General features: G+C 59.2%; 24 protein-coding genes and 1 pseudogene. 7 read left to right on the top strand and 18 right to left on the bottom strand.

Features of this window, described 5'->3' with window-relative positions:
* Positions 1-9: 9 nt before the first annotated feature.
* On the top strand, positions 10-1,440 hold the full coding sequence (gene der, locus RTCIAT899_RS12975; RefSeq protein ID WP_015340696.1) for a ribosome biogenesis GTPase Der: 1,431 nt from the start codon (positions 10-12) through the stop codon (positions 1,438-1,440).
* A gap of 41 nt (positions 1,441-1,481) precedes the next feature.
* Here the strand turns inward: der and RTCIAT899_RS12970 are convergent, their stop codons facing one another.
* The gene (locus RTCIAT899_RS12970) at positions 1,482-1,922 is read right to left on the bottom strand and encodes a MarR family winged helix-turn-helix transcriptional regulator (protein ID WP_015340695.1); all 441 of its coding nucleotides are present in this window, start codon (positions 1,920-1,922) and stop codon (positions 1,482-1,484) included.
* Between the two features lie 524 nt (positions 1,923-2,446).
* Here RTCIAT899_RS12970 and RTCIAT899_RS12965 point away from each other — a divergent pair.
* Entirely contained in the window at positions 2,447-3,592 is a 1,146-nt protein-coding gene (locus RTCIAT899_RS12965) for an FkbM family methyltransferase (protein WP_244441415.1), read from the top strand.
* 63 nt (positions 3,593-3,655) lie between these two features.
* On the opposite strand, the gene RTCIAT899_RS12960 is transcribed toward RTCIAT899_RS12965, so the two are convergent.
* The 7 genes from RTCIAT899_RS12960 to RTCIAT899_RS12930 form a co-directional block, all read right to left on the bottom strand.
* Positions 3,656-4,762 carry a glycosyltransferase family 4 protein gene (locus RTCIAT899_RS12960; protein ID WP_041677614.1) on the bottom strand — a complete coding sequence of 369 codons (1,107 nt, stop codon included), beginning with the start codon at positions 4,760-4,762 and terminating at the stop codon, positions 3,656-3,658.
* Between the two features lie 121 nt (positions 4,763-4,883).
* Positions 4,884-5,801: a sugar kinase gene (locus RTCIAT899_RS12955; RefSeq protein ID WP_015340692.1), complete on the bottom strand. Its 918-nt coding sequence runs from the start codon at positions 5,799-5,801 to the stop codon at positions 4,884-4,886.
* 99 nt (positions 5,802-5,900) lie between these two features.
* Complete coding sequence (locus RTCIAT899_RS12950; protein ID WP_015340691.1) at positions 5,901-6,887, bottom strand: ABC transporter ATP-binding protein; 987 nt, start codon at positions 6,885-6,887, stop codon at positions 5,901-5,903.
* Positions 6,880-7,875 (bottom strand): ABC transporter ATP-binding protein, encoded by a 996-nt coding sequence (locus RTCIAT899_RS12945; RefSeq protein ID WP_015340690.1) that lies wholly within the window; start codon positions 7,873-7,875, stop codon positions 6,880-6,882. Before RTCIAT899_RS12945 ends, RTCIAT899_RS12950 begins: the two co-directional genes overlap by 8 nt.
* A gap of 1 nt (position 7,876) precedes the next feature.
* A complete protein-coding gene (locus RTCIAT899_RS12940; protein WP_015340689.1) occupies positions 7,877-8,794 on the bottom strand; it encodes an ABC transporter permease in 918 nt (305 codons plus the stop codon).
* Entirely contained in the window at positions 8,791-9,714 is a 924-nt protein-coding gene (locus RTCIAT899_RS12935) for an ABC transporter permease subunit (RefSeq protein ID WP_015340688.1), read from the bottom strand. The genes RTCIAT899_RS12940 and RTCIAT899_RS12935 overlap by 4 nt, the downstream gene beginning before the upstream one ends.
* A 51-nt stretch (positions 9,715-9,765) precedes the next feature.
* A complete protein-coding gene (locus RTCIAT899_RS12930) occupies positions 9,766-11,346 on the bottom strand; it encodes a peptide ABC transporter substrate-binding protein (protein WP_015340687.1) in 1,581 nt (526 codons plus the stop codon).
* Positions 11,347-11,637: 291 nt separating this feature from the next.
* Between RTCIAT899_RS12930 and bglA the strand changes: the two genes are divergently transcribed.
* Positions 11,638-13,284, top strand: coding sequence for a beta-galactosidase BglA (gene bglA / locus RTCIAT899_RS12925; RefSeq protein ID WP_041677946.1), 1,647 nt, complete (start codon positions 11,638-11,640; stop codon positions 13,282-13,284).
* Position 13,285: 1 nt separating this feature from the next.
* Here the strand turns inward: bglA and RTCIAT899_RS34555 are convergent, their stop codons facing one another.
* The 10 genes and pseudogenes from RTCIAT899_RS34555 to RTCIAT899_RS12875 form a co-directional block, all read right to left on the bottom strand.
* Positions 13,286-13,483, bottom strand: a complete 198-nt coding sequence (locus RTCIAT899_RS34555; RefSeq protein ID WP_446692443.1) for a ParE family toxin-like protein — start codon at positions 13,481-13,483, stop codon at positions 13,286-13,288.
* Positions 13,484-13,536: 53 nt separating this feature from the next.
* Positions 13,537-13,737: a hypothetical protein gene (locus RTCIAT899_RS12915; protein WP_015340684.1), complete on the bottom strand. Its 201-nt coding sequence runs from the start codon at positions 13,735-13,737 to the stop codon at positions 13,537-13,539.
* A 145-nt stretch (positions 13,738-13,882) separates the two neighbouring features.
* Positions 13,883-15,580 (bottom strand): adenine deaminase, encoded by a 1,698-nt coding sequence (ade, locus tag RTCIAT899_RS12910; protein ID WP_015340683.1) that lies wholly within the window; start codon positions 15,578-15,580, stop codon positions 13,883-13,885.
* 174 nt (positions 15,581-15,754) lie between these two features.
* Positions 15,755-16,159 carry an endonuclease domain-containing protein gene (locus RTCIAT899_RS12905; protein WP_015340682.1) on the bottom strand — a complete coding sequence of 135 codons (405 nt, stop codon included), beginning with the start codon at positions 16,157-16,159 and terminating at the stop codon, positions 15,755-15,757.
* 103 nt (positions 16,160-16,262) lie between these two features.
* On the bottom strand, positions 16,263-17,591 hold the full coding sequence (gene aptA / locus RTCIAT899_RS12900) for an omega-aminotransferase AptA (protein WP_015340681.1): 1,329 nt from the start codon (positions 17,589-17,591) through the stop codon (positions 16,263-16,265).
* 339 nt (positions 17,592-17,930) lie between these two features.
* Positions 17,931-18,248, bottom strand: coding sequence for an ArsR/SmtB family transcription factor (locus RTCIAT899_RS12895; RefSeq protein WP_015340680.1), 318 nt, complete (start codon positions 18,246-18,248; stop codon positions 17,931-17,933).
* A 372-nt stretch (positions 18,249-18,620) separates the two neighbouring features.
* Positions 18,621-19,106, bottom strand: a pseudogene (locus RTCIAT899_RS12890) (HugZ family pyridoxamine 5'-phosphate oxidase); the annotation flags it as partial.
* Positions 19,107-19,142: 36 nt separating this feature from the next.
* Positions 19,143-20,192: a choline ABC transporter ATP-binding protein gene (gene choV / locus RTCIAT899_RS12885; protein WP_015340678.1), complete on the bottom strand. Its 1,050-nt coding sequence runs from the start codon at positions 20,190-20,192 to the stop codon at positions 19,143-19,145.
* Positions 20,189-21,034 carry a choline ABC transporter permease subunit gene (gene choW / locus RTCIAT899_RS12880; RefSeq protein WP_041677945.1) on the bottom strand — a complete coding sequence of 282 codons (846 nt, stop codon included), beginning with the start codon at positions 21,032-21,034 and terminating at the stop codon, positions 20,189-20,191. Before choW ends, choV begins: the two co-directional genes overlap by 4 nt.
* 183 nt (positions 21,035-21,217) lie before the next feature.
* The gene (locus RTCIAT899_RS12875; protein ID WP_376766887.1) at positions 21,218-22,165 is read right to left on the bottom strand and encodes a choline ABC transporter substrate-binding protein; all 948 of its coding nucleotides are present in this window, start codon (positions 22,163-22,165) and stop codon (positions 21,218-21,220) included.
* 243 nt (positions 22,166-22,408) lie between these two features.
* On the opposite strand from RTCIAT899_RS12875, the gene RTCIAT899_RS12870 reads away from it, so the two are divergent.
* The 4 genes from RTCIAT899_RS12870 to RTCIAT899_RS12855 all read left to right on the top strand — a co-directional run bounded on the left by RTCIAT899_RS12870 (position 22,409) and on the right by RTCIAT899_RS12855 (position 25,895).
* On the top strand, positions 22,409-22,990 hold the full coding sequence (locus RTCIAT899_RS12870; protein ID WP_015340675.1) for a thymidine kinase: 582 nt from the start codon (positions 22,409-22,411) through the stop codon (positions 22,988-22,990).
* Positions 22,991-23,079: 89 nt separating this feature from the next.
* Positions 23,080-23,466: a c-type cytochrome gene (locus tag RTCIAT899_RS12865; protein WP_015340674.1), complete on the top strand. Its 387-nt coding sequence runs from the start codon at positions 23,080-23,082 to the stop codon at positions 23,464-23,466.
* Between the two features lie 69 nt (positions 23,467-23,535).
* Positions 23,536-24,558 carry a hypothetical protein gene (locus RTCIAT899_RS12860; RefSeq protein WP_015340673.1) on the top strand — a complete coding sequence of 341 codons (1,023 nt, stop codon included), beginning with the start codon at positions 23,536-23,538 and terminating at the stop codon, positions 24,556-24,558.
* Between the two features lie 197 nt (positions 24,559-24,755).
* Complete coding sequence (locus RTCIAT899_RS12855; RefSeq protein WP_015340672.1) at positions 24,756-25,895, top strand: DUF2333 family protein; 1,140 nt, start codon at positions 24,756-24,758, stop codon at positions 25,893-25,895.
* Positions 25,896-25,901: the final 6 nt, after the last annotated feature.

The raw sequence follows: 25,901 nt of genomic DNA, 5'->3' as shown, positions 1-25,901 counted from the left end.
GATCGCTCAATGAGTTTTACGGTCGCGATCGTCGGTCGCCCGAATGTCGGCAAGTCCACGCTGTTCAACCGTCTGGTTGGCAAGAAACTGGCGCTCGTCGACGATACGCCGGGCGTAACGCGTGACCGCCGCCCGGGTGAAGCCAAGCTGATCGATCTCCGCTTTCGCATCGTCGATACCGCCGGCCTCGAAGAAGCTGGCGAGGAGACGCTGGAGGGTCGCATGCGCGCCCAGACGGAAGCGGCGATCGATGAAGCCGATCTGACGCTCTTCGTCGTCGATGCCAAGATGGGCCTGACGCATGTCGACAAGACGCTCGCCGAAATGCTGCGCAAGCGCGGCCGGCCTGTCGTGCTCGTCGCCAATAAATCCGAAGCGCGCGGCTCCGACAGCGGCTTCTACGATGCCTATACGCTAGGCCTTGGGGAGCCTTGCCCGATCTCGGCTGAACATGGCCAGGGCATGATGGATCTGCGCGACGCTATCGTCGAGGCCATCGGGCCCGAACGCGCCTTCCCGGAGGACGAAGACGAGGCGGAGACGAATGTCAGTATTCCGCGCTCGGAAGTCGGCGAAGATGGCGAGGAGATCGACGAAGAACCGGCCTACGACGACACGCGCCCGCTGCGCGTTGCGATCGTCGGCCGCCCGAATGCCGGCAAGTCGACGCTCATCAACCGCTTTCTCGGCGAAGACCGGCTGCTGACCGGGCCGGAAGCCGGGATTACCCGCGATTCCATCTCCGTCGACTGGAGTTGGCGCGGTCGTACCGTCAAGATGTTCGATACCGCCGGCATGCGCCGCAAGGCGAAGGTCATCGAGAAGCTGGAGAAGCTTTCCGTCGCCGACACGCTCCGCGCAATCCGCTTCGCCGAAACCGTCGTCATCGTCTTCGACGCGACCATTCCCTTCGAGAAGCAGGATCTGCAAATCGTCGATCTCGTGATCCGCGAGGGGCGCGCCGCTGTGCTCGCCTTCAACAAGTGGGACATGATTGAGGATCGCCAGGCCGTGCTTGCCGATCTGCGCGAAAAGACCGACCGGCTATTGCCGCAGGCACGCGGCATTCGCGCCATTCCGATTGCCGGCCAGACGGGTGAGGGGCTTGACCGCCTCATGCAGGCAATCGTCGATACCGACAAGGTCTGGAACAAACGCGTGTCGACCGCGCGCCTTAACCGCTGGCTCGAAACGCAGCAGGTTCAGCATCCGCCACCGGCCGTTTCCGGCCGCCGCATCAAGCTGAAATATATGACGCAGGTGAAGGCGCGGCCTCCAGCCTTCATGATCTCGTGCACTCGCTCGGATGCTCTGCCTGAGTCCTATGTGCGTTATCTGATCAACGGTCTGCGCGCAGATTTCGCCATGCCCGGCGTACCGATCCGCATCCATTTCCGTACGTCGGAAAATCCTTACGAAAACAAGAAGAAGCGAACCTGAAGCACCTTGCCCGACCGGATGGTCGGGGAGGGCGCATCCGGTCAGGCCGCGTTCCTGCTGAGCGCCTGGCGCAAAGTGATGATTTCACTCTTCAAGCGTGTCAGTTCGTCGGGTGTTTGCTCCGTGGCATCGAGAATGCAAGGGGGAACAGTTGCCGCCTTCTTCTTCAGCGCCTTGCCTTCGCCGGTCAGGTGAATCAACACTTGGCGCTCGTCTTCCTTGCTGCGGATGCGCTTGATAAAGCCGGCTGCCTCCAGACGCTTCAACAGCGGCGTCAGCGTGCTTGATTCCAGGAACAGCTTTTCACCGATACCGCCGACGGTCTGGCCGTCTTCTTCCCATAGCGTCACCATGACCAGATATTGCGGATAGGTGAGATTGAGCGCGTCCAGCATGGGTTTATAGAGCCGGTTCATCGCATGGTTCGCCGAATAGAGCGCGAAGCAGATGAAATTATCCAGCTTTAACAGGTCGTCAGTCATCTCAAGAACTCCCTGAGAGGTCTTATGTAGATCGTGCGATAAATAATTGTACACCCAAATTTATGCCTCGGCTATGGATTTCTTCTGCTTTAGGAAGTCAGCTCGGCGGACAATATCCCATTGCTCTCGGGACGATCGCCGATGTCCTGGAAATTTACTTTTCATGAATGCGTTCTGCTGTGCGACATGCGGAAAGCAGGAACGGCGAGAGACATCGGTAGGATTATGATCGCTGTCTTTCTCCAGAACCCAGCCATGCTGCCCCGACGATGAGACTGGCGTAACGGTCAGGGACATGATCGAGGACGTATAGCGCCCCGTTTGGACGGAACGCGCCCATCTTTCCCCAGGGCAAAATTTATCCTTGTCAAACATAGGCTTAGATATCAATCTCGCGCCGGAACCGAGCTTCCGGCAGGACTTGTTATCTATGAGACGGCCTTTTGTCTCTGTTGCCAAGAAGGAAACCAACTTTGTTCTACTCCGCGATCGGGCAGGTTGAGAAGGTGCAAGGAAATGAACGCGTGTCCGTCAAGAAGGGACAGGCGGGATGGGTGCTTTACGGCCCCTACGTCACCCTGTCCCCAGGACGTTATGTTGTCGAATTTCATATCGATGCTGACCCCTCCGCGCCATCGGAAGAGGTCTGTTGTTCTATCGATGTCACTGGGGGTTTTGGCGCCCGCCAATTGATACGAAGGGAGCTAACGGGCGCGGATATAGTGCGGTCTGGTAAGGGTGTGACCTTGCAGTTCGACGTACCGGAAGAGGATGTTTTCGAGTTCCGGATCGATTCAACGGGAGTTGGGGCCTTCGCCGCTTATGCCCATCGGCCTCTGAAAAGAATTGATCAAGAGAGCGGGCGCATGTCGGATGTCGCATTGCCTGACATCGCCAATCAATTCTTCAATACACACATCTATGATTTCAAGTTGCTCGAGAAAAATGGCTTCACTTTTCACGTCGGTGCGGAAGAGGTAATTGCCGAATTTTCAGGAACTCGGCTCTATGTCAACAATGCCGAAGATTTCCAGGTTCTGAGCGAAATTTTCATTCACAACGAATATAATTTCATCACTGGGCGCGACAAAATCGTCATCGATATCGGCATGAATGCGGGTCTGGCGTCACTCTTTCTAGCGAGCGACCCTTCGGTGCGGGAAATACATGCATTCGAGCCTTTCGCTCTACCCCATGCGCGAGCACTGAAGAATTTCGCACTAAATCCGAAGGTGGCGGCCAAGATCAGGCCAAACCAATTTGGGCTTGGCGAGAGAGACGAGCAGATGGAGGTCATGGTCCGCTCTGATGCAACGATCGGCATATCCGTAAGGGGAGCAGATTCCGGCAAGCCGGAAATAATCCATATCAAGGAGGCAGCTGGCGTCATCGCGCCGCTTGCGGAGCGTGCGCGGAGAGCGGGCATGGATCTGGTCATCAAAATGGATTGCGAGGGATCCGAGTTCGGGATTTTCGAGACCCTGGCGAGACACGACCTCTTCGGATCGATCAATGCCATGGTCATCGAATGGCACAAATGGTGGTCCAAGGACAAGAACCAGATGACGCTTATCGCACCGTTACTGGATGCGGGTTTCATCGTGCTGGACAAGACCCAGCTATCCAACCCGCATGCTGGCTTATGCTATGCTGTAAGAGCAGCGCGCTGATCTGCGAAGACACGCGAGTTGAGACGCGGTAAGCGAATTCCGGGTGGATCATCGGCCCGGAGTTCACTCCTTGTAGGCTTGCAATCGGCCCCGATGATTGGCAATGCGGACATTGCCGATAAATTGCGTTGTTGCCGCTTCCCAGGAGTAATTGAGTGCCAGGGAGCGCGCTGCTTCACGCGAGCATGAGAGCGCGGCGAGGCAGGCGGTGGCCAGGTCCGCATCCACGACGCCAGCCGCCCTGTCTCCTCCCAGAATGTCCGCGGGGCCGGTAACCGGGTAGGCGGCGACCGGAACGCCGCTCGCCAATGCTTCCAGAATGGCGTTGCCGAAAGTGTCGGTCTTGGACGGGAAGACGAACACGTCCGCCTGCGAATAGGCATGCGCCAATTCCTCACCGAATTTCGCTCCCAGAAAATGGACGTCCGGATAGAGTGTCTGCAACTCCGCCCGCGCGGGGCCATCGCCGACCACTACTTTCGATCCGGGCAGATCGAGGTCGAGGAAAGCGGGTAGGTTCTTTTCCAGCGCCACGCGACCTACAGTCATGAAAATCGGGCGAGGCAGGTCGAAGGGTGCGTCGTCCTGGGGCTGCGGTCGAAACAGCGAGGAGTCGATGCCACGGCTCCAGGGCAGCAGGTTGCGGATGCCACGCTGCCTGAGTTCGTTTGCCAGGCTTGGCGTCGCCACCATGCAGCCATGGCCCGCATTGTGAAACCATTTGACGAAGGCGTAGAGCCAGCTTTCCGGTATCGGCAGGCGAGCAGCGACATATTCGGGAAAGCGAGTATGATAGCTCGTGGAAAACGGCATGCCGTTTCTCAGAGACCAGCGCCTTGCCGTGAGTCCCAGGGGACCCTCGGTCGCAATGTGGATATAAGTCGGCCGGAGCGCTTCTATTCTGGCGGCAATCTTGCGATAGCCGGCGATCGAGAGCCGGATTTCCGGATAGGTCGGGCAGGGGATGTTGCGAAAGCCGTCCGGCGTGATCATCGAAACCTCGATGCCCATGCGCTTCAGTTCGCGATTGGTGTTCTCGATGGAGCGAACCACACCGTTGACCTGCGGATGCCAGGCATCGCTGACGATAAGCAGCCGTTCGGGTACTGCGACAGGTGTCGCCGCCTGCGCCCAGGTGGTTTGATCGATGTCTGACAAGCGTTGCAACATGCCCAAAACAGTCCATCCGCACCGCATCCTCATGATGGCGGTGCCAGCGATTGCGGTGTTTCAAACATGATTCCCGCGCCCACTCTATTGTGGGGCGTGTCCATGATGGAAATATTACAGCTTACCTGACGGTTTTGAGCTTCTCGTGCGGGATGAGCGCGCCGTATTCCTGAATGACCTTCGCCGCGATCTTGGCCGCGAAGCCGGCGGCGGTAACGGCATCTTTGTGCTGCAGATAGTGCGCCAGAAATGCGCCATTGAAACTGTCGCCGGCGCTGGTGGTGTCGATAACCTTCACGACCTTGACCGCCGGGACGAGCGTCTCCTGAGCGCCGTCGCCAATGGTCGCGCCGTCGGGGCCATTCTTGACGACGACCATGGCGGCTCCGTATTGCCGATAGCGGCGGATCGTGGCGGCAATCGAATCGTCACTGAAATGCGCGGCTTCATCGTCGTAGCTCGGCATCACCAGCGTCGCTGCACGCGCTCCCTCTGCGATCATCGTATGCATCGCGTCGAGGCTGGACCAGAGGCGAGGGCGCAGATTGGGATCGAAGGCGACCAGCTTGCCGGCAGCCTTGGCGCGGCGCAGCTCTGCGAGCAAGGTAAAGGCGTCTTCGCGCGACAGGATCGCGAGTGTAATGCCCGAAAAATAAAGGACGTCGGAGGCTTCGATTGCGGCACGCAGGGCATCGCCATCGGTCGCAAGCTGGCGGGCGGCAGAGCTGTCGCGCCAATAGCTGAAGGAGCGTTCGCCGTCCTTCAGATTGATCATGTAGAGGCCGGGCGTCTTGCCGCGAAGGCGGCGGATGCTCTGCGTGCCGATGCCGGCGCTGCTCATGAAGGCAATCATCTCGTCGGACATGGCATCGTCGCCGAGCGCGGTGAAGTAGTCGATCGCCCAGTCCTCAGGCAGGCAGGCTCGGGCATACCAGGCGGTGTTGAAGGTGTCGCCGGCAAAGCCTTTGCGCAGATGTCCGTCATCGGCCTGCGACAGTTCCACCATGCATTCGCCGATCGATAGAAAACGCCCGCCCAAGACTGCCTCCTGCATTTTGCCTTGCTGCTGCATACGCGCAAGCAGCGGCTGGGGCAAGGTGGACGGCGGCAGCCGCCGTCCACTTTTGCTGGAGCTGATTTACGGCCGATCCATGTGATAGCAGGCCGCCGTCTGGCCGGGACGAACCTGTTCCGTCGGCGGCATCTTCGTGCGGCAGACATCGGTCGCCTTCCAGCAGCGGGGCGAGAAGACGCAGCCCGGCGGCGGATTGAGCGGCGAGGGCGGATCGCCCTGCAGGCGTATGCGCTCGCGGCCACGCGCCAGTTTCGGGTCAGGGATCGGCGCGGCGGAGAACAGCGCCTGCGTATAGGGATGCGCCGGATGGTCGAAGACCGTCGCAGCCTCGCCCGCTTCCACCACCTTGCCAAGATAGAGCACCAGCACGTCGTCCGAAATCAGGCGGACGACCGAGAGGTCGTGGCTGATGAAGATCAGGGTGAGGCCGAACTCCTTGCGCAGGCGGCGCAGAAGCGTGATGACCTGTCCCTGGATCGAGACATCCAGCGCCGAGACCGGCTCGTCGCAGATGATGAGCTTCGGCCGGGTGATGACGGCGCGGGCAATGCCGATGCGCTGCGCCTGCCCGCCCGAGAACTCGTGCGGATAGCGGTTGATCATCTCGGGTACGAGACCGACGGCCGCCATGATCTCGCGAACGCGATCCTGTCGCTGCGCCCGGGTCAGTTTCGGTTCGAAGACGGTCAGCGGCTCGGCGATGATGTCGCCGACGGTCATGCGCGGGTCGAGCGAGGCGATCGGATCCTGGAAGATGATCTGCATGTCGCGGCGGGCGGCGCGCATCTCCTCTTCGGTGAGATCGAGCAGGTTGCCGCCCTGCCAGAGAATGCGGCCCTTCTGGGCCTTGATCAGCCGCAGGATGGAGCGGCCGAGCGTGGACTTTCCGCAACCGGATTCGCCGACGATGCCGAGCGTGCGGCCGGTCTTCAGCTCGAAGCTGACATCGTTGACCGCAGTCAGGATCAGCGGCGGCTTGAAGAGGGATTTCGACGGCAGCTCGAATTCGGTCGTCAGATGCTCGACCTTCAGAAGCGTTTGCTCAGCCATGGACGAGGCTCCGTTCCTGATCAGCCGAAAGGGGGTGGAAGCAGGCCGCGCAACGGCGTGGCGCCAACGGATCGAGCGGTGGGGCCGCGTCCAGACAGTCGTCCTGTACATGGGCGCAGCGCGGCGAGAAGGAGCAGCCGCGCGGCAGATGCATCAGGTTCGGTGGCCGTCCGGGGATGACGGTGAGATCGTCGACATCCTGATCCGGTCGCGGGATCGCGGAGTGAAGCGCCGCCGTATAGGGATGAGCCGGATTTTCGAACAGCTCCTCCACCGGCGCTTCCTCGACGATGCGGCCGGCATACATGACGGCAACGCGGTCGGCGAGGCCGGCGACGACACCTAGGTCATGGGTGATCATGATGAGCGCCGTATGCATTTCCGCCGTCAGCTCATTGAAGAGATCGAGGATCTGCGCCTGGATCGTCACGTCGAGTGCCGTCGTCGGCTCATCGGCGATGAGGAGCTTCGGCTTGGTCAGCAGCGCCATGGCGATGACGATGCGCTGGCGCATGCCGCCCGAAAGCTCATGCGGATAGAGGTTGAAGCGGCGTGTCGGATCAGGGATGCCGACCCGTTTCAGCATGTCGAGCGCCGCTGCCGAAGCTGCGCGCGCTGTCAGGCCGCCATGGACTTCCAGCTGCTCCGTCAGCTGCCGCGAGATGCGCAGCGACGGGTTAAGCGCGGTCATCGGGTCCTGGAAGACCATTGCCATGTCCTTGCCGCGCACATGGTCGAGCTCGCGAGGCTTCAGGGTCAGCAGATCCTTGCCGTCGAGCAGCGCCTGGCCGCTGGTGCGGCCGTTCTTGGCGAGCAGGCCCATCAGGCCGAGGAAGGTCTGGCTCTTGCCGGAGCCGGACTCGCCGACGACGGCGATACGTTCGCCGCGGCCGATCTTGAGGTTCATCTTCGAGACCGCCGCCACTTCGCCTTCTGGCGTGCGGAAAGTGATCGAATAGTCTTTGAGTTCGAGAAGTGTTTCTGTCATGTCAGCGATCCTTCGGATCGAATGCGTCGCGCAGACCGTCGCCGATGAAGAGCAGGCTCATCAGTAGCGCGACCAGGAAACCGGCCGGGAAGAACAGCAGCCAGGGCGTCGTCTCCATACCGGCCGAACCTTCGGCAATTAGGGTGCCGAGCGATGTCAGCGGCTCCTGAACGCCGAAACCGAGATAGGAGAGGAAGCTCTCCGTCGCGATGATTTCCGGGATGGTGAGCGTTGCGTAGATGACGACCGGGCCGACGAGGTTCGGCACGATGTGTTTCAGGATGATCTTGAACGATCGCTGCCCCGATGCACGGGCGGCCTCGATGAATTCCCGCTGCTTGATCGACAGGGTTTGGCCGCGCACGATACGGGCCATGGTGAGCCATTCGAGTGCGCCGATCGCCGCAAACAGCAGATAGACATTGCGGCCGAAGATCACCATCAGCAGGATGACGAAGAGGACGTAGGGCAGGGCGTACATGATATCGACGAAGCGCATCATGATCGCATCGACGCGGCCGCCGAAGTAGCCGGCGACGGCGCCGTAGAGCACGCCGATGACGACTGAGACGAGGGTCGCCACCAGGGCGACGGTCAGCGACACCCGGGTGCCGTAGAGCGTGCGGGAGAGAAGGTCACGGCCATTGCCGTCGGTGCCGAAATAGTGGCCGGCGGCGAAGTCTGGAGCGCCTCGGAAGGAATTCCAGTCCGGATCTTCATAGTTGAAGGGCAGGAAGTACGGACCGAATATGGCGACCAGAACCAGCACCGCTAGCACGATCAGCGACAGTGCTGCGGCTTTGTTGCGCAGGAGGCGACGCATCGCGTCGCCGGTGAGGGATCGCCCCTTGGGTGCGAGCCCTTCTGCCGAAAGCAATTCCGCTTCCAGCAATTCTCTCTTGGCGGAATTGAGGATCATCGCATTCTCACTTTCGGGTCGAGCCAGGCATAGGCGATGTCGACCAGCAGGTTGAGGACCACGATCAGGACCATGTAGAAAACGACCGTGCCGAGAACCATGCCGTAATCACGGTTGAGCGCTGCGCCGACGAAGTAGCGGCCGACGCCGGGGAGGCCGAAGATGCTTTCGACCACCAGCGAGCCGGTGAGGAGGTAACTTGCCGCGGGTCCGAGATAGGAGACGACGGGCATCATGGCCGGCTTCAGCGCGTGGCGCATGATCGTCAGCCGCGGGCCGATACCCTTGGCCTTGGCGGTGCGAATGAAGTTCTGGCCCATCACTTCGATCATCGAGCCTCGCATCAGGCGAGAGATGCGAGCCGCGTGCGGCAGGGTCAGGACGATGATGGGCAGGATCAGGAACTTGATCGAGCCGTCGCCCCAGCCGCCGACCGGCAGCCAGCCGAGCGTATTGCCGAAGATGAGCTGAAGGATGGGGGCGATGAGGAAGCTTGGCATGACCAGGCCGATGAGGAGGCCGCCGCCCAGCCAGTAATCGGCTGCGCGGTTCTGATAGAGCGCCCCGAGACAGCCTATGAAGACACCGACGACAGTCGCGAGCACGAAGGCGGAGCCACCGATGGTCAACGTATAGGGGAAGCCGGACATGATCTGCTGGGTGACGGTGAAGTCCTGGTTGGCGAAGGAGGGGCCAAGGTCGCCCTTCATGACGTCGCCGACATAGATCAGGTATTGCTCAACCAGGGGCTTGTCGAGGTTGTAGTGAGCCGCGAGGTTGGCTTTGACTTCCGGCGGCAATGGCCTTTCGCCATCGAAGGGGCCGCCGGGAGCGAGGCGCAGAATGAAAAAACACACTGTCACGGCAATCCACAGAACGGGGATTGTCGACAGCAAACGACGGAGAGCGTAGCCAAACATGATCTTAGACGGCTCCCTCCCGGTTGTGTCCGGGAGGGAGCCTGTTCCCAATTATTCTTTAATCGACAGCCAGCGCGTACGGTGGATGTCCTGGATGTTGTCGACGAAGCCCTGGACCTTCGGGGCGACGATGTTCTGGGAAACGTAGTAGTAGATCGGGATCGCGGCGCTGTCGTCGAGGGCCAGCTGTTCGGCCTTCTTGTAGATTTCGGCGCGCTTCTTCAGATCGATTTCCTCGTTGCCCTGCTTGATCAGAGCATCGTAGTCCTTGTTGCTCCAGCGGCCGTAGTTCATCTCGACGCCGGTGGAGAGCAGGTTCAGGAAGTTGATCGGGTCGTTGTAGTCGGCGAGCCAGCCGGCACGGCCGATCTGCACCTCGCCGCGCTGCATTTCATCATAATGCACCTTGGTTTCGGTGTTGTAGAGCTCGATATCGACGCCGAGCGGCTTCCACATGGCGGCGATCGCAACGGCGATGCGCTTGTGGTTGTCGTTGGTGTTGTAGCGCAGCTGAGCCTTCAGCGGATGATCGGGACCGAAGCCTGCTTCCTTCAGGAGCTTCTTGGCTTCTTCGACCTTCTGCTTGTAAGGCTCGTCCTTCCAGCTGACATAGGCCGGCTCACCGTAGTTGGCGGTACCCGGCGGTACCCAGGAATAGGATGGCAGTTCGCCGGTGCCGAGAATCTTCGGGCCGATGACCTCGCGGTTGACGGCCATGGAGAGAGCCTGGCGCACGCGCTTGTCGTCGAAGGGCGGCTTGGTAGAGTTCAGGACGTAGTAGTAGGTGCCAAGGAAGGGCACCACATGCGCCTGGCCGGGCAGGTTCTTCTGGATCCAGTCGAACTGGTCAGCCGGGAAGGAAGTCAGGATATCGAATTCGCCGGCGCGATAGCGCTTCAAGGCAGCGGCCTGATCTTCCAGCGTGTAATAGTTGACGTTGTCGATCTTGATGTCCTTGGCGTCGTAATACTGGTCACTCTTGACCATGCTGACGTGCGAACCGGGCACCCATTCGGTGGGCTTGTACGGGCCGTTGGTGACGATGTTGCCGATCTTGACCCATTGGTCGCCCTTGGCTTCGACGACATGCTTCGGCAGCGGATAGGCCGTGTAGTGCATCAGGGCGTTGAGGAAGTATGGAGTGGGATTCTCAAGCGTGATTTCGAGCGTCTTGTCGTCGATCGCCTTGACGCCAAGCTGGGTCAGATCCTTGATCTCGCCCTTGTTGATCTTTTCCGCGTTCAGGATCGTGTACTGCAGATAAGCATATTGCGCAGCGGTCTTCGGGTCCATCAGGCGCTGGAAAGCAAAGACGAAGTCCTGAGCCGTCACCGGTTGGCCATCGGACCACTTGATGCCGTCGCGAAGCTTGAAGGTATAGACCTTCTGATCGGGTGAAATGGTCCAGCTTGCAGCCTGGCCGGGAATTGGGTTGTCCTTGGGATCCTCGGTCACCAGCCCTTCGAAGATATCGCCGTCGATACGGTTTTCCCAATCGCCGGAAATTTTTTGCGGATCGAGCGAAGTCGGGTCGCCGCCGTTGTGGATATTGAGGGTCGCGGCATGCGCGGAAACGCTCAATATCGTGCTGACGAAAGCCGCAGCGATAAATTTTCTGGTGATATGCGCCATATGTTTTCCCACCTTTCTGGAGTTCTTGTCCTTGTTTTACAAGGGTGTTTTTGATCCGCAGGTGACCTGTACGTGCAGGTCAATGCGCGAAGTTATCGAAAGCGACGTCGCTTTCAAGTTAAAAAAAGTCGGGCATGCTTAGCGTGTGAACTTTCTTATTGGTAATTCGCTAAAATTGATACTGCGAATTTATCCGCCGATGGTTGAGCTTTTCGGATGGCCGATTTGCGGCTTGCCGCCTGCGCACGAGTGTGCAAACTGGAAGGCCTTGTGCGATATCGAGGCGGTTTGATGACATCGACGAATAAAGCGGCGGGAGCCGACTGGTGGCGTGGGGCCGTGATCTATCAGGTCTATCCGCGGTCGTTTCAGGATACGGATGCCAACGGGCTCGGCGATATCAAGGGGATAACCCGGCGCCTGCCTCATATTGCCGCATTGGGGGTCGATGCGATCTGGCTGGCGCCGTTCTTCACCTCTCCGATGGCCGACATGGGCTACGACGTCGCTGATTATTGCGATGTCGATCCGATTTTCGGCACGCTTGCCGATTTCGACGAGATGATGACGGCAGCACACGACCTCGGGCTGAAGGTCATTATCGACCAGGTTATCTCGCACACGTCGGATCGGCATCGCTGGTTCGTCGAAAGCCGCGCAAGCCGCGACAATCCCAAGGCGGACTGGTATGTCTGGGCCGACCCAAAGCCGGATGGCACCGCGCCGAACAACTGGCTGTCGATTTTCGGCGGGCCGGGTTGGGAGTGGGATGGCGTACGCCGGCAATATTACCAGCACAATTTTCTGACCTCGCAGCCGGATTTGAACTTCCACAATCTTGAGGTCCAGGATGCCGTGCTCTCGGCCGTCAAATTCTGGCTTGATCGCGGCGTGGACGGTTTTCGTCTGGATACGGTCAACTACTATTTCTGCGACAAGAAGCTTCGCGACAATCCGCCGGCGCTCGTCGCAACCGGCGGGCTCGATGCCCCCGAGAGCAACCCTTACGGGATGCAGAACCATCTTTACGACAAGACGCAGCCGGAGAATATCGGCTTCCTGCGGCGGTTCCGGGCATTGCTCGACCAATATGAGGATCGCGCGACCGTCGGCGAAGTGGGGGATGGTGCGCGCTCGCTGCAGACCGTCGCCGCCTATACCAGCGGCGGCGACAAGCTGCATATGTGCTACACGTTCGACCTTTTGGGGCCCGATTTCACGCCGGCGCATTTCCGCAGTTGCGTCAGCGATTTTCAGGATAATGTCGTCGATGGCTGGGTCTGCTGGGCCTTTTCCAACCACGATGTCCAGCGGCATGTCAGCCGCTTTGCCGAGACGGAGGAGGAGCAGCCGCGTGTTGCGAAGCTCGCGATTTCGCTACTTTCCACATTGCGCGGTTCGATCTGCCTCTATCAGGGCGAAGAACTCGGTTTGCCGGAGGCGGAGTTAGCCTTCGAGGATCTGCGCGATCCCTATGGCATTCGCTTCTGGCCGGCCTTCAAGGGGCGTGACGGATGCCGCACGCCGATGCCCTGGGAAGCGGGTCGTGCTCATGCGGGCTTCACGACGGCCGACAAATCATGGCTGCCGGTTCCCTACCAGCATGCGTCCCTTGCGGTGGACAAGCAGGAAGCGGATGCGGATTCCGTACTGCATCACTATCGGCAGACGCTTGCCTTCCGTGCGGAACATGCCGCTTTGCGCGATGGCGACATGACCTTCCTTGATACGGAGGAAGACGTTCTCGCCTTCACGCGCTCCAAGGGTGACGAGACGCTGCTGTTCGTCTTCAATCTCTCCCGCAGGCCGGTGAAGGTTGCTTTGCCGGAGGACATCAAACTTGGCAAGACGATCGCCATGCCAGGATTTGGCACCGCCGATGCGGGGGCAGTGCTAACACTTGCTGCTCTGGATGTATTCTGCGGGCATGTGGCGTGATTTAGCGTAAGAGCTTGTCATATTCGGTGTGAGAGCCGATCCAGAACCAGACAAGGTCGTCGCCGTCAGCGACAGCAAGAGCGCGCCAGGAAATCCCGACACGCGCGGACCAGAAGCGACCTACTTGCTTAAAATGAAGTGAGGGATGCTTCGAGTTCGATTTCAGAAGCTCGAAATTTCGGTCGGCGAGTTCTCGCACATGTTTTGGCAGCTTTTCATAAGCCTGCCAAAACGACTGAGTGGCATGATGCTTCAAAATGCCCGCGTCTTTCGCGCGCGAAAATCGGCGAGAGCTTTGTCTGCCAGCCCATCCAGTTTACCGGCGCCTATATCAGCTTCGATTTGCCGGTCCCACCGGCTTGCCTGCAGAGCTTCGAACCATTCGGCGAATGCCTTGAAGTCTTCCGGCTCCAGCTCGCTGACATTTTTCTCAATCTGCTCAAGCTTTGTCACGATTGTTCTTTCCATGACCAAACGGTTTGATGTCGTGGAGCAAAGATAACAACAGGCTTTCGTCAATTGAAGTCCCAAGAGCGAATTGTTTGTCCGCTTACACCTTCGCAACGCAAGCTATGTTCCTCGCGAGGTGTGAGCCTGATCAGCCAATCAGCATAAACTTGTCGACATCGACCAGGCCCTTGTCCGATATCTTCAGATGCGGGATGACGGGCAGGGGCAGGAAGGCGAGCTGGAGGAAGGGTTCTTCCAGCGTTGCGCCGAGGGCATAGGCCGCTTGGCGCAGATGATGCAGCGTGTCGCGCACGCTTTCATAAGGTTCGAGGCTCATCAGGCCGGCGACGGGCAGGGCGATCTCGCCTGTCACGACGCCATCCTCGACGACGACGAAGCCGCCATTGATGTCACTGAGGCGGTTGGCGGCGAGCGCCATGTCATCCTCATTGACGCCGACGACGCAGATATTGTGGCTGTCATGGCCGACTGTGGAGGCGATCGCGCCTTTCTTCAGACCAAAGCCCTGGACGAAGCCGTTGGCGTGGTTGCCGTTCTTGCCATGCCGTTCGATGACGGCGACCTTGATGATATCGTTGCCGAGGTCGATATCGGTCTGGTTGCCCTTGGTCGGCAGGCGATAGCGGCGATGTTGGGTGATGATCTTGCCAGGCGTCACGCCAATGACGGAGCTCTCGCCTTCTGCTACCGGCACACCGAAATCGGCGGCATTGATCGGGCGGGCCTTGACGCTGTTGAGGCCGACCGGCTCGACCGAACCGCGGGTCGCAAAGAGTTCGGCGGTAACGCGGCGGCCTGCGGAAAAGACGATCTCGGCCTTGCAGTTTTCCAGACTGTCGATGACGACGAGATCTGCGCGCCATCCAGGCGCCACGAGACCGCGATCCCGAAGGCCGAAGGCGCGGGCTGCGGAGATCGAGGAGGCGCGGTAGATCGCCAATGGCTCGACGCCATGGGCGATCGCCGTGCGGATCATGTAATCGAGGTGGCCCTGTTCGGCGATATCGAGCGGATTTCGGTCGTCTGTGCAGAGTGCGAGGTAGGGTGACAGGCGCTCGGTGATAATAGGCATCAGCGCGTGCAGATCCTTGGAGACGGAGCCCTCGCGCACGAGGATATGCATGCCTTTGCGGATCTTTTCCAGCGCCTCCTCTGATGTCGTCGATTCATGTTCGGTACGGATACCCGCAGCGAGATAGCCGTTGAGGTCATTGCCGCGCAAAAGCGGCGCATGGCCGTCGATGTGGCCGCCCTGAAAAGCCTCGAGCTTCGCCATGCAGACCGGATCCTTATGGATCACGCCGGGGAAGTTCATGAATTCCGCAAGGCCGATGACCTTGGGATGATTGCGGAAGGGCAGGAGCTTCTCGATCGGCAGATCGGCGCCGGAGGTTTCCAGATGCGTCGCCGGTACGCAGGAGGAAAGCTGGACGCGGATATCCATGATGGTTTCCAGCGAACAGTCGAGGAAGTAGCGGATGCCCTCGGTGCCGAGCACATTGGCGATCTCATGCGGATCGCAGATGACCGTCGTGACGCCATAAGGCAGGACGCAACGGTCGAATTCGAGCGGGGTCACCAGCGAGGATTCAATATGAAGATGGGTATCGATGAAGCCCGGCACGACTATGCGGCCGGCAATATCGATCTCTTCACGCCCCTGGTAATCGCCGCAGATGCCGACGATGCGATCGCCGCAAATGGCGATGTCCGAAGCGACCAGCTCTCCCGTCACCAGATCGAAGAAGCGACCGTTCTTCAGCACGATATCCGCAGGCTCCCGGCCGACGCCCTGGTCGATATAGCGTTCGAGTTTGGTGGTCATGGCTTCTTCCTGCAATCGCTGTGATTCCGTATAGCCCCTCACCCTAACCCTCTCCCCGTTTTACGGGGAGAGGGGATCTGTCCGAATTTGTTGATAGGGCAGTGTTTCTTATGGCCTTGCGAGAGGCGGCGACCTCCCTCTCCCCGCGTGCGGGGAGAGGGTCGGGCTGAGGGGCTATTCCGAAGGTGCCGCTGGAAAGAACCTGAAATCGCGAGCTACCACAGCTTTAGTCAACCTGCCATCACAGATGGCCATGATGGTTTCGAGAACCGATGGCATGGCTGTTAGGACATCAACATTCCAGAAGCGAGCGACAGACCAACCCTCACGGACCATGAAGGCATCGCGAATGGTATCGTGCTTGCTGTCGGCATGTTGACTGCCATCGATCTCGATGACCAGGGATCGCTCTCGGCAGGCAAAGTCAGTGAAATAAGGACCGATTGGAAATTGCCGAACGAATTTCAAGCCGTTCAGCCGACGGTTGCGAAGTTCCGACCAGAGTTTTGCCTCGGCATCGTTGTCCGATTGACGAAGCATTCTTGCGCGCTGTGTCGTTTTAGGTTCCGGACCGCGCATCCCATTATCCCTGTGAACGGCCCCTCACCCTAACCCTCTCCCCGCAGGCGGGGAGAGGGACTCTTCGAGTTCGCGGATCATCTGGTGACCCATGAAAGGCGAGCTAGATATTATTCTGCAAGATCTCGCGGAGCTTGCCGAAAAGCTCGTCGATGTGATGTTTCTCGATGATCAGTGGCGGCGACAGCGCGATGATGTCGCCGGTGGTGCGGATCAGAAGGCCCTTCTCGTAGGCCTTCAGGAAGGCGGTGAAGGCGCGCTTGGTAGGTTCGCCGGCGATGGGATCGAGCTCAATGGCGCCGATCAGGCCGGTGTTTCTAATGTCGATGACGTTCGGGCAGTCTTTCAGGGAGTGCAGAGCGTCGGCCCAGTAGTCGGAAAGTTCGGCTGCGCGCGTCAGCAGGCCTTCTTCCTTGTACGTGTCCAGCGTCGCTAATGCCGCGGCCGAGGCGATCGGGTTGCCGGAATAGGTGTAGCCATGGAAGAACTCGATCATGTGCTCGGGTCCCTGCATGAAGGCGTCGTGAATCTCCGAGGTGACGAAGACCGCCCCCATCGGAATGACGCCGTTGGTCAGGCCCTTTGCCGTGGTGATGATATCAGGCTTCACATCATAATATTGGGCGGCAAAGGGGGTACCGAGACGGCCGAAGCCGGTAATGACTTCGTCGAAGATCAGCAGGATGCCGTGCTTGGTGCAGATTTCGCGCAGTTTCTGCAGATAGCCCTTCGGCGGGATGAGCACGCCGGTGGAGCCGGCGACCGGCTCGACGATGACGGCCGCGATCGTCGAAGCGTCATGCAAAGTGACGATGCGCTCCAGTTCGCTGGCAATATCGCCGCCATGCTCTGGCTCACCGCGCGTGAAGGCGTTCTTGCCGGGCACATGGGTGTGCGGCATGTGGTCGACGCCGGTCAGCAGCGTACCGAACATCTTGCGGTTGGTGACGATGCCGCCGACGGAGATGCCGCCGAAATTGACACCGTGATAGCCGCGCTCGCGGCCGATGAGGCGGAAGCGCGAGCCATTGCCCTTCACGCGATGATAGGCAAGCGCGACCTTGAGCGCGGTTTCGACCGATTCCGAACCGGAGTTGGTGTAAAGAACGTGGTCCATACCCTCAGGGGCGATATCGACCAGCCGGTTCGCCAGCTCGAAAGCCTTGGGGTGGCCGAGCTGGAAGGCAGGTGCGTAGTCGAGTTCGCCTGCCTGCTGGCGGATGGCCTCGGTGATCTTCGGGCGGCAGTGCCCGGCGTTTACGCACCACAGACCCGCAGTTCCATCCAGCACCTGCCGACCGTCATGGGTGGTGTAATACATATCCTTGGCGCTGACGAAGAGGCGCGGTTCCCTCTTGAACTGACGGTTGGCCGTAAACGGCATCCAGAAGGCGCGCAAATCGTTGGGGGTGGCATTCAAACGGTCCGACATGCTGTTCTCCAATGGCCATTCGGGGGCCATTTCCCGGCAACGGCGTTGCGCCGCGCTATTATATTTACTGCTTGGTCAAATTATCAGCCGCCCTTTTTGCGTCAAGGCAAAGATAGCGGCGAGGGCGGCAGGTCGAGCGTCGAAGAATGCGTGTCGACATGTCGGGCGCGAAGCGCGCCACGAAGCACCGTGAGGTAGTCCGGATACGAAAAAACTGGCAAATCCAAGGATTTGCCAGTTAAAGCAGTAAAACACCTGGTAATGAAAGCAAGTCGATCTTTCGAGATTTAAATTGTCTCTAAAGATCATGCGTCGACAGGCCGGGAGCTATCTTAGCTCTTAGGCAGCCGATCTACTTTTTTCCGGCTCGCAATAAATGTCTTCCAGCGTTTCGAGAACACGGATCACGGATTCCGATGTGCTGGAGTAGTAAATAGTTTGAGCATCACGACGCGTCTTGACCAGCTTTTGGGCGCGAAGCTTCGAAAGATGCTGGGAAAGTGCTGATTGGCTCAGTCCGACCTGATTGGCAAGAACGCCAACTGGAACTTCACCTTTAACGAGACTGCAAAGGATCAAAAGGCGCTTCGGGTTCGCCATTGCTGATAATAATGCTGCCGCAACATTAGAGTGTTCGGCCAAATCTCTTGTCTTCATCTTTTAAACTTCCCAATGCGGAGCGTAAATCAGAAATTGTGCTATTTCCAACCCGGTCCTTACCGATATCTAACAATACCAAGACCGGTCGAAGATTGTATATACCTAAATTTAAGGTATCGAGTATGCTGTTTTAGATATGTACGTATGATGCTCGGGCGATGATGCAGGCGTCCCTAACGTCCCATCCAGGGGCTCGATTAGACCAAAATAGGTCGATTCTTATCGTTTCGGAGCAGCAAATATGCCAAATTTGGTCACCGGAGATTTGCAACCCGCCAATATCAGCCATTTCTACTTCGAGCTGTCCGACTACTAATTCTCGCACTATTGTATGACTTATTGCCCGCGCGCTCTGTTTTCGGCTTAAAGCATCATCAGGTCCTGCGAGGACAAGATATAAGCCCTTCCGAAGCCGCCGTTCAGGCTGGCATCCAGAGGAACGAGGCGGAAGAAGCAGAAGTCCGGAAAGTCGATATAGAGCTTGGATTTCGGGTGGCGATCGAGAAAAAGCGTTCGGATGCGATCGTGAGCCTGGCTTCGCCGCTCGATGCGCTCCGCGCTGCAGCGTAAGGTCAGGCGAGGATGGGCGAGAGGATCGCCCTTGCCGGGCTCGCCGAAGAGCGCCGAAGCGCGGCTGTCCTTCATCAAAGCCTTGGTATGTGAGGAGAGGCCGGAGACCAGGATGACCGGAGCGCCATCGGCATCCATGGCAGTCAGGACGCGGCTGACGGAGGGAAAGCCGGTGTCGGGATCGATGACGGCCAAGGCCGCATGTGCGGCTTTGTGCATGAGGTTACGCGCCTGAACGCGCGCATCCTCATCCGTTTCCCTCAGCACCGATGGCTTGTCATTCATTGCCTGCTCCATGAATTGAGGAGCAGTCGCGAGCGACTACTCCTTTCGCCGGTGGCTGGTGAGGCCTGACACCACGTCTTGCGCGGAGATCGTTCCAATAATCGTGCCATTGTCAACAACGCCGATATTGCCCGGCTGGCGCGTCAAGGCGTCAAGGATATCGATGAGCGGTGTCGCGGCGGTTGCCGTCGCGGTGACGGAACCCGCATTGGCCGAATGTCCGACGCCCTGCTGCATGACATCCCGCGCCGTCAGCATGCTGATCGGGTTCATGTGCTGCACGAAGTCGGCAACATATTGGTCGGCAGGGTTCTTGACGATCTCCTGTGGCGTTCCGCACTGGATGATATGACCGCTTTCCATAATGGCGATGCGGTTGCCGATGCGGAATGCCTCGTCCAGATCGTGGCTGACGAACAGGATCGTGCGCTTCAGGCGGCGCTGGAATTCCAGGAGTTCGTCCTGCAGGCGGGTGCGGATCAGTGGGTCGAGCGCGGAGAACGGCTCGTCCATGAGCAGGATCGGCGCTCCGGTCGCAAAGGCACGGGCGAGACCGACGCGCTGCTGCATGCCACCAGAAAGTTCATTGACCTTGCGATTGGCCCATTGCGTGAGGTTGACGAGCTGTAGCTGCTCGTCGACGCGCTTCTTGCGCTCAGCATCCGGCACGCCGGCAAGCTCTAGCCCGAAGCCGACATTGTCGGCGACCGTGCGCCAGGGCAGCAGCGCGAACTGCTGGAAAACCATGGAGACGGTGTGCATGCGCAGGTCGCGCAGGGCTTTTGGGCTGCAGGTGTAAGGATTGATCGGGCCATTCTTGGTGTTGACGACGACATCGCCACGCACGACGGGCGCAAGGCCGTTGACAGCGCGCAGTAGGGTCGATTTGCCGGAGCCGGACAGGCCCATCAGCACGAGAATTTCGCCCTCTTCGATTTGCAGGGAGGCATTGGCTACACCGAGCACCATGCCGGTGGATTTACCGATCTCGTCGCGCGACTTGCCTGCGTCGACAAGTTTCAGGGCGGCATCTGGACGATCGCCGAAGATGATGCTGACATTTTTGAAATCGACGGCGACAGTCATGAGTGGTCTCCTTCGCCGGGCGCGCGGAACATACGGTCGAGAATGATCGCCAGGATGACGATGCAGGCGCCGGAATCGAAGCTCTTGGCGACATTGACGCTATTCAGTGCGCGCAGTACGGGCACGCCGAGCCCGGGGGCGCCGACGAGTGCCGCGATCGAGACCATCGAGAGTGACAGCATGATGGTCTGCGTCAGGCCAGCCATGATCTGCGGCGTGGCGAAGGGCAGCTCGACCTTGCGCAGAACCTGGCGAGGCGTCGCACCGAAGGATTCAGCTGCCTCCACCAGCGAAGGGGGAGTGGAAATGATGCCGAGGCGAGTCATGCGGATCGGTGCGGGAAGAGCAAAGACGACGGTGGCAACCAAGCCCGGGACCATGCCGAGACCGAGCAGGATCATTGCCGGCACCAGATACACGAAGGTCGGGATGGTCTGCATCAGATCGAGTATCGGCCGCATGATGGAGTAAAGCCAGGGACGGCGTGCTGCCGCGATGCCGAGCGGCACGCCCACCAGCATGCATACGAAGGTGGAGGCCAATACCAGTGCCAGCGTCTCGGTCGTCTCTTTCCAATAGCCCTGGTTGATGGTGATCAGCAGGCCGATCAGGGTGAGGACCGTGATGGTGACGCTCCGGCGCATCCAATAGGCAATTGCCGTGAAGGCGACGACGACGATCAGCGGATGCGGTGCCTGCAAGAGGAACAGCAGCCATTTGATTCCGTGCGCGACCACGAAGGAAAGGCCGTCGAAGAACCATGTGACATTGCTCGTCAGCCAATCGACGATGGCTTTGGCCCATGGCCCGATAGGGATGCGGTAATCGGTTAACCAGTTCACATCTTTGCCCACGATTGGGGGCGGCGTTTCCGATTGTTACATACGATGCCGGAGGTGCCGCCGCGGAATAACGATGTGTCACGCCGGGCCGGACATTCTCCGGAGATGGCGGGACGCGAAAGCAAGCAGTCCGTTCAAGGAAGAGAAAGGGGCGGTTTGGCCGCCCCTCCATCCATCCGTGTATTACAGGCCGAGCTTGGCCTTGACCGCTGCCAGGCCGTCACCGCCATCCTTGGTGGTGACGCCGGCAAGCCATGGCGTGACCGCCGACGGATTGGCCTTCAGCCATTCGGTGGCAGCCGCTTCCGGCTCCTTGCTGTCGTTCAGGATCTTGCCCATGATTTCGTTTTCCATCGGCAGCGAGAAGACGAGATTCTTGACGAAAGCGCCGACGTTCGAGCATTCCTGCAGGTAGCCGGCCCGGACGTTGGTATAGACCGTCGCACCACCGAAGTTCGGCCCGAACACATCGTCGCCGCCGGTGAGGTAGGTCATCTTGTAGGTGGTGTTCATTGGATGCGGCGCCCAGCCGAGGAAGATGATCGGCTTGCCTTCCTTGTCGGCGCGGGACACCTGTGCCAGCATGCCCTGCTCGGAGGACTCGACCACTTCGAAGCCCTTGAGCCCGAAAGTGTTCTTGTCGACCATGTCGATCACCAGACGGTTGCCGTCGTTGCCCGGCTCGATGCCGTAGATTTTTCCGTCGAGATCGTCCTTATGAGCGGCGATATCCTTGAAGTCCTTGATGCCGAGCGCGGCACCCTTTTCGTTGGTCGCGAGCGTATACTTGGCGCCTTCCAGGTTGGCGCGGACGGTTTCGACCGACTTGTCCGCGGCGAACGGCTTGATGTTCTCGGCCATGGAGGGCATCCAGTTGCCGAGGAAAACGTCGATGTCCTTGTTCTTAAGCGACTGGTAGGTCACCGGAACGGCGAGCACCTTGACGTCCGTGTCGTAGCCGAGTGCCTTCAGAAGAACGGAGGCGGTTGCCGTGGTGGAGGTGATATCGGTCCAGCCCACATCAGCAAAATGTACGGTGCCACAGCTTGCCGGTTCGGCTGCGGAGGCCGTGCTGGCTCCCAATGTCAATGCGGAGAGAGTTGAAGCGAAAGCGAATGCAGTAAGGGTCATTTTTATCATTGCGTGACTCCCAGTCTAACGTTCCCAAGCAACCATCAATAACTGACATTTTCAAGCGACCACAGTGTATTTGCGGCGGTTTGAGGGGGCTGAATGCGACGCCCGCCTTTTTCTGTCCGCCGCTGGCCAAGGCTTTTGGCCCTTCGGCGAAACACGCCTGAATCCTGTGGTTTTCGCCGAGACTATCTTTCCTTATTGTCACGCAGCTCCCATGAAGCATTCAAGGAGAATGTCATGGCCAAGCTCTACTTCCATTATTCGACGATGAATGCCGGCAAATCGACCATGCTGCTGCAGGCTGCCTATAATTATCAGGAGCGCGGCATGCGCACGGCGGCTTTCATCGCGGCTCTCGACGATCGTGCCGGCCGCGGCACCATCGCCTCGCGCATCGGACTGACGATGGATGCCTTGCCGTTCGAAACCAACGACGATCTCTATGCGATGGTCGATGAAATGCATGCAAGCGAACCGCTCGCATGCGTCTTCGTCGACGAGGCGCAATTTCTGACGCGCGAGCAGGTCTGGCAGCTTGCCCATATCGTCGACCGCCTCGGCCTTCCGGTCATGGCTTATGGGCTGCGCACGGATTTCCATGGACATCTGTTTCCGGGATCGCAGGAGCTGCTGACCATCGCCGACGAATTGCGGGAGGTGCGCACCATCTGCCATTGCGGGCGCAAGGCGACGATGGTGGTGCGCTTGGACGCTGCCGGCAATGTCGTGCGCGAAGGCGCGCAGATCGAGATCGGCGGCAGCGACAAATATGTTTCGCTTTGCCGTCGCCACTGGGAGGAGGCGATTACTTGCGAGTGAAGCAGCCGCTCGTGCAGGCTTTCGATAGCAGTTCGGACTATATTCGGCACGTAATTGCCTATCGAGGTCGAGGCTGACGGGGAGAGAGGATGAAACTGCAATGTCTGGCGTCGGCGGTCATCGTGCTTGCCTCGACTTCTTCCGTGCTCGCGGATGGCGATGCCGTCGCGGGTGCCGTCGTTTTCAAGAAATGCGGGGCATGTCATACGGCGACCGGGCCAGACAATCGCGTCGGCCCCTCGCTGATGGGAATCGTCGGGCGAGCCGTCGCAAGCAAGCCGGATTACGCCTATTCGCCGGCGATGAGGGCATTCGGGGCTGATGGCAAGGTCTGGGATGAAGCGCTGCTGCGGAAATATCTGCCGGCGCCGCAATTCCTCGTCAAAGGCACCCGGATGTCCTTCCCAGGTCTGAAAAACGACAGGGACCTCGATAACCTTATTGCCTATTTGAAGAATCCTGCCGCTACCCAATAGTTTTCGAGCATTTCCTTCTCCTCCGGAAGCGACTAGTCTCGCGCCAAGGGTAGGGGAGGGAATGTTTTCATGCTCAGGCCTTATTCCTTCGATGGCATGCTCGATAAGGCGCGGACGACGCTCGAAGACGCTATGAACGACGCGAATTCGGCAGTAGCGACGCTCGCCCGCCACGCGAGGGACAGCGAGCACGCCGCAGCCGTTAATTTTCCGGTCGAAGAGGCATTTGTTCGCGAAGCGGTCGAATTGCTCGACCGTTGGAAATCAGTCGCCCTGTCGCTCGTCAAAGAGCTGGATCATGCGACCGACGAGGCTGATCTGCAGCATCGGCGATTGTTCAATGAGAAGATCGGCCTTGAAAATGCAGGCTTGCTCAGCCGGGTGCTTGCACGCAGACCCATGGGGCCAGATGAGATCATCGTCAATGTCGACGCAGCCCTTGCTGTATCGGCCGAACTCGATCTTCTTTTCAAGCAGGCGAGACCCGTATTCTCCCGGTGCTTTCGTGAATGCGAACTTCAACTCGAAGGCGTGATCGAGAGGCGCAGGAAGCTCGATTTCGAGATAGAGGAGGTGCAGCGCCGGGCCGACGTCCTGGCGGAAAAACTCATGTATCAGAGGCGCAACCGCCCATCTTCACGCCATGCCAATCTGCAGTCCGAACTCGAAGCGGACTATCGCGCTCTGGTGACCGAGCAGGATGATATTCGGCGGCAAGAACAGGAGCTTCAATCCCGCCGCACCGTGCGGCAGCGCCTCATAGACATTTACGAAGGGCTGGCGGCTGCCCTGAACAATCAGATCGCCGCCATCGGCGCGATGGCAGCCAAGCTGAGCGTCGATATCGAGCAGCGGATCGCCCTGCTCAAGGCATTGGCGTCAGAAGTGGAGCCGGTATCGATTAGGGTTTCGCGAACGGGAGCGGTCGAGAGCCTGATCCAGGCCTTCGAGACGAATGTGCTGGCGGGGCATGATCTTGCCGTGCGCAAGGCTCATGTCGATGCTGTCTTCAAACGACGGTTGGAGCGTCATCCGCTGCCCGCATCCTCAGATTCGGGCGAAGTGGCGGAAGAGACGCAACCTGAGGGTTGATTGCCGTCCGTCACCGAAAATTCCGTTCGGACGGTTGTTGTTTGTCCCAAGAACACATATTTGCTGGAACGCGAGTGGCGATAAGGACTTAATGATCCGAGGACCGCGGCGATTTTCGCGGCGTCCATTGCGCAGGTTGGTGTGGTGCGTCCTTCGCGTGTCGGCAGGATGCGCGGTAGGGTTTAGGAGGCGTGTCCATGCTTGACTCGATCACGGCGTTCTTCAAGCGGATCTGGGCCGCTTTCGCGCGCTGGCTGGGATTGGTTTTCGTCGGGCTAAGCTGGCCATTTCTTGCCGCTCATGGCTGGTATCGGCAGCGCAACTGGCTGATCAAGCTGCCGCTTGCTGCCTTCGTGGCGCTGATGGCGCTGCTTTATGTCTATTTCGTTTGGCAAACGCAGGTCTGGACCGGGTTCAATCCGGCTTATCCGGACGTCTACAAATTCTCCGAGCGCAAAAATTCCGCCGGACAGGAGCTGCCTGCGACGGATGGTCAGCAGGCGGCTGCAACAGCACCTAAGACCTGCCAAACCTCGGCTGTCGTCGACGTTGCCACCGATCTGATCGATTTCAACGTCAACCAGAATGCCTGGATTTCCTCTATGCTGCTCTACAAGCTCGGCTTCTTCGGCATTTCATGGGATGACACGCCCTTCCTCGACAACAAGGCTTCCTTCCAGCGGGGCATCAATTCGGTCGTTCGCCGCACCTCGGCGGAGCTGGTCGATACGCTCGGCCGTGTGCGCGGGACATCCGGCATCAACAGCGATCTGCAGAAGGCGCGCGGCAACCTGCAGTTCGACGAGTCGAGCTGGTATTTCGGCCTGCATCCCTTCGGACCGAAGACGCCGAGCCCAAGCTATTATCGCGCTGCAATGAGCAATCTGCGCAGCTTCAATAGCGACCTCGGCAATTGCAAGGCGATTTTCGACGGACGTGCCGACAACCTCCTGCAGTTCGTCGACCATATTGCCAACGATCTCGGCAGCACGGCGGACATATTGGCCCGGAGGGCGGGGGATCACAGCTATGGTTGGCTGGATATGCGGGCTGACGATCGCTTCTGGTTTGCCTATGGGCAGCTTTATGCGAGCTACGGTATCCTGATGGCGGCCCGTTCGGATTTCCAGCAGGTGATTGCCGAACGCAATGTCGCCACGCTTTGGGCCGACGTCACGACGCAGCTGCAGACGGCTTTGCGCATTCAACCCTTCATCATTTCCAATGGGCCTGAAGACAGCTCCTTCATGCCGAGCCATCTTGCGACCATGGGCTTCCATATTCTGCGGGTGCGTTCGAGCCTTGTGGAAATCCGCACGGTCCTGGGCGGTCGCTAAACGAAG

It is taken from the genome of Rhizobium tropici CIAT 899 (genome assembly GCF_000330885.1).
GTDB classification, from domain to species: Bacteria; Pseudomonadota; Alphaproteobacteria; order Rhizobiales; family Rhizobiaceae; genus Rhizobium; species Rhizobium tropici.
Note: the sequence above shows the minus strand (reverse complement) of the source record. Positions and strands in the feature narration are given on the sequence as shown.

Bases quoted from the DNA above. Each gene is read 5' to 3' on its own strand.
- der (WP_015340696.1), top strand. From the start codon at position 10: ATGAGTTTTACGGTCGCGATCGTCGGTCGCCCGAATGTCGGCAAGTCC.
- RTCIAT899_RS12970 (WP_015340695.1), bottom strand. From the start codon at position 1,922: ATGACTGACGACCTGTTAAAGCTGGATAATTTCATCTGCTTCGCGCTC.
- RTCIAT899_RS12960 (WP_041677614.1), bottom strand. From the start codon at position 4,762: ATGTTGCAACGCTTGTCAGACATCGATCAAACCACCTGGGCGCAGGCG.
- RTCIAT899_RS12950 (WP_015340691.1), bottom strand. From the start codon at position 6,887: ATGGCTGAGCAAACGCTTCTGAAGGTCGAGCATCTGACGACCGAATTC.
- RTCIAT899_RS12945 (WP_015340690.1), bottom strand. From the start codon at position 7,875: ATGACAGAAACACTTCTCGAACTCAAAGACTATTCGATCACTTTCCGC.
- RTCIAT899_RS12940 (WP_015340689.1), bottom strand. From the start codon at position 8,794: ATGATCCTCAATTCCGCCAAGAGAGAATTGCTGGAAGCGGAATTGCTT.
- RTCIAT899_RS12935 (WP_015340688.1), bottom strand. From the start codon at position 9,714: ATGTTTGGCTACGCTCTCCGTCGTTTGCTGTCGACAATCCCCGTTCTG.
- RTCIAT899_RS12930 (WP_015340687.1), bottom strand. From the start codon at position 11,346: ATGGCGCATATCACCAGAAAATTTATCGCTGCGGCTTTCGTCAGCACG.
- bglA (WP_041677946.1), top strand. From the start codon at position 11,638: ATGACATCGACGAATAAAGCGGCGGGAGCCGACTGGTGGCGTGGGGCC.
- ade (WP_015340683.1), bottom strand. From the start codon at position 15,580: ATGACCACCAAACTCGAACGCTATATCGACCAGGGCGTCGGCCGGGAG.
- RTCIAT899_RS12905 (WP_015340682.1), bottom strand. From the start codon at position 16,159: ATGCGCGGTCCGGAACCTAAAACGACACAGCGCGCAAGAATGCTTCGT.
- aptA (WP_015340681.1), bottom strand. From the start codon at position 17,591: ATGTCGGACCGTTTGAATGCCACCCCCAACGATTTGCGCGCCTTCTGG.
- RTCIAT899_RS12895 (WP_015340680.1), bottom strand. From the start codon at position 18,248: ATGAAGACAAGAGATTTGGCCGAACACTCTAATGTTGCGGCAGCATTA.
- choV (WP_015340678.1), bottom strand. From the start codon at position 20,192: ATGACTGTCGCCGTCGATTTCAAAAATGTCAGCATCATCTTCGGCGAT.
- RTCIAT899_RS12875 (WP_376766887.1), bottom strand. From the start codon at position 22,165: ATGACCCTTACTGCATTCGCTTTCGCTTCAACTCTCTCCGCATTGACA.
- RTCIAT899_RS12870 (WP_015340675.1), top strand. From the start codon at position 22,409: ATGGCCAAGCTCTACTTCCATTATTCGACGATGAATGCCGGCAAATCG.
- RTCIAT899_RS12865 (WP_015340674.1), top strand. From the start codon at position 23,080: ATGAAACTGCAATGTCTGGCGTCGGCGGTCATCGTGCTTGCCTCGACT.
- RTCIAT899_RS12860 (WP_015340673.1), top strand. From the start codon at position 23,536: ATGCTCAGGCCTTATTCCTTCGATGGCATGCTCGATAAGGCGCGGACG.
- RTCIAT899_RS12855 (WP_015340672.1), top strand. From the start codon at position 24,756: ATGCTTGACTCGATCACGGCGTTCTTCAAGCGGATCTGGGCCGCTTTC.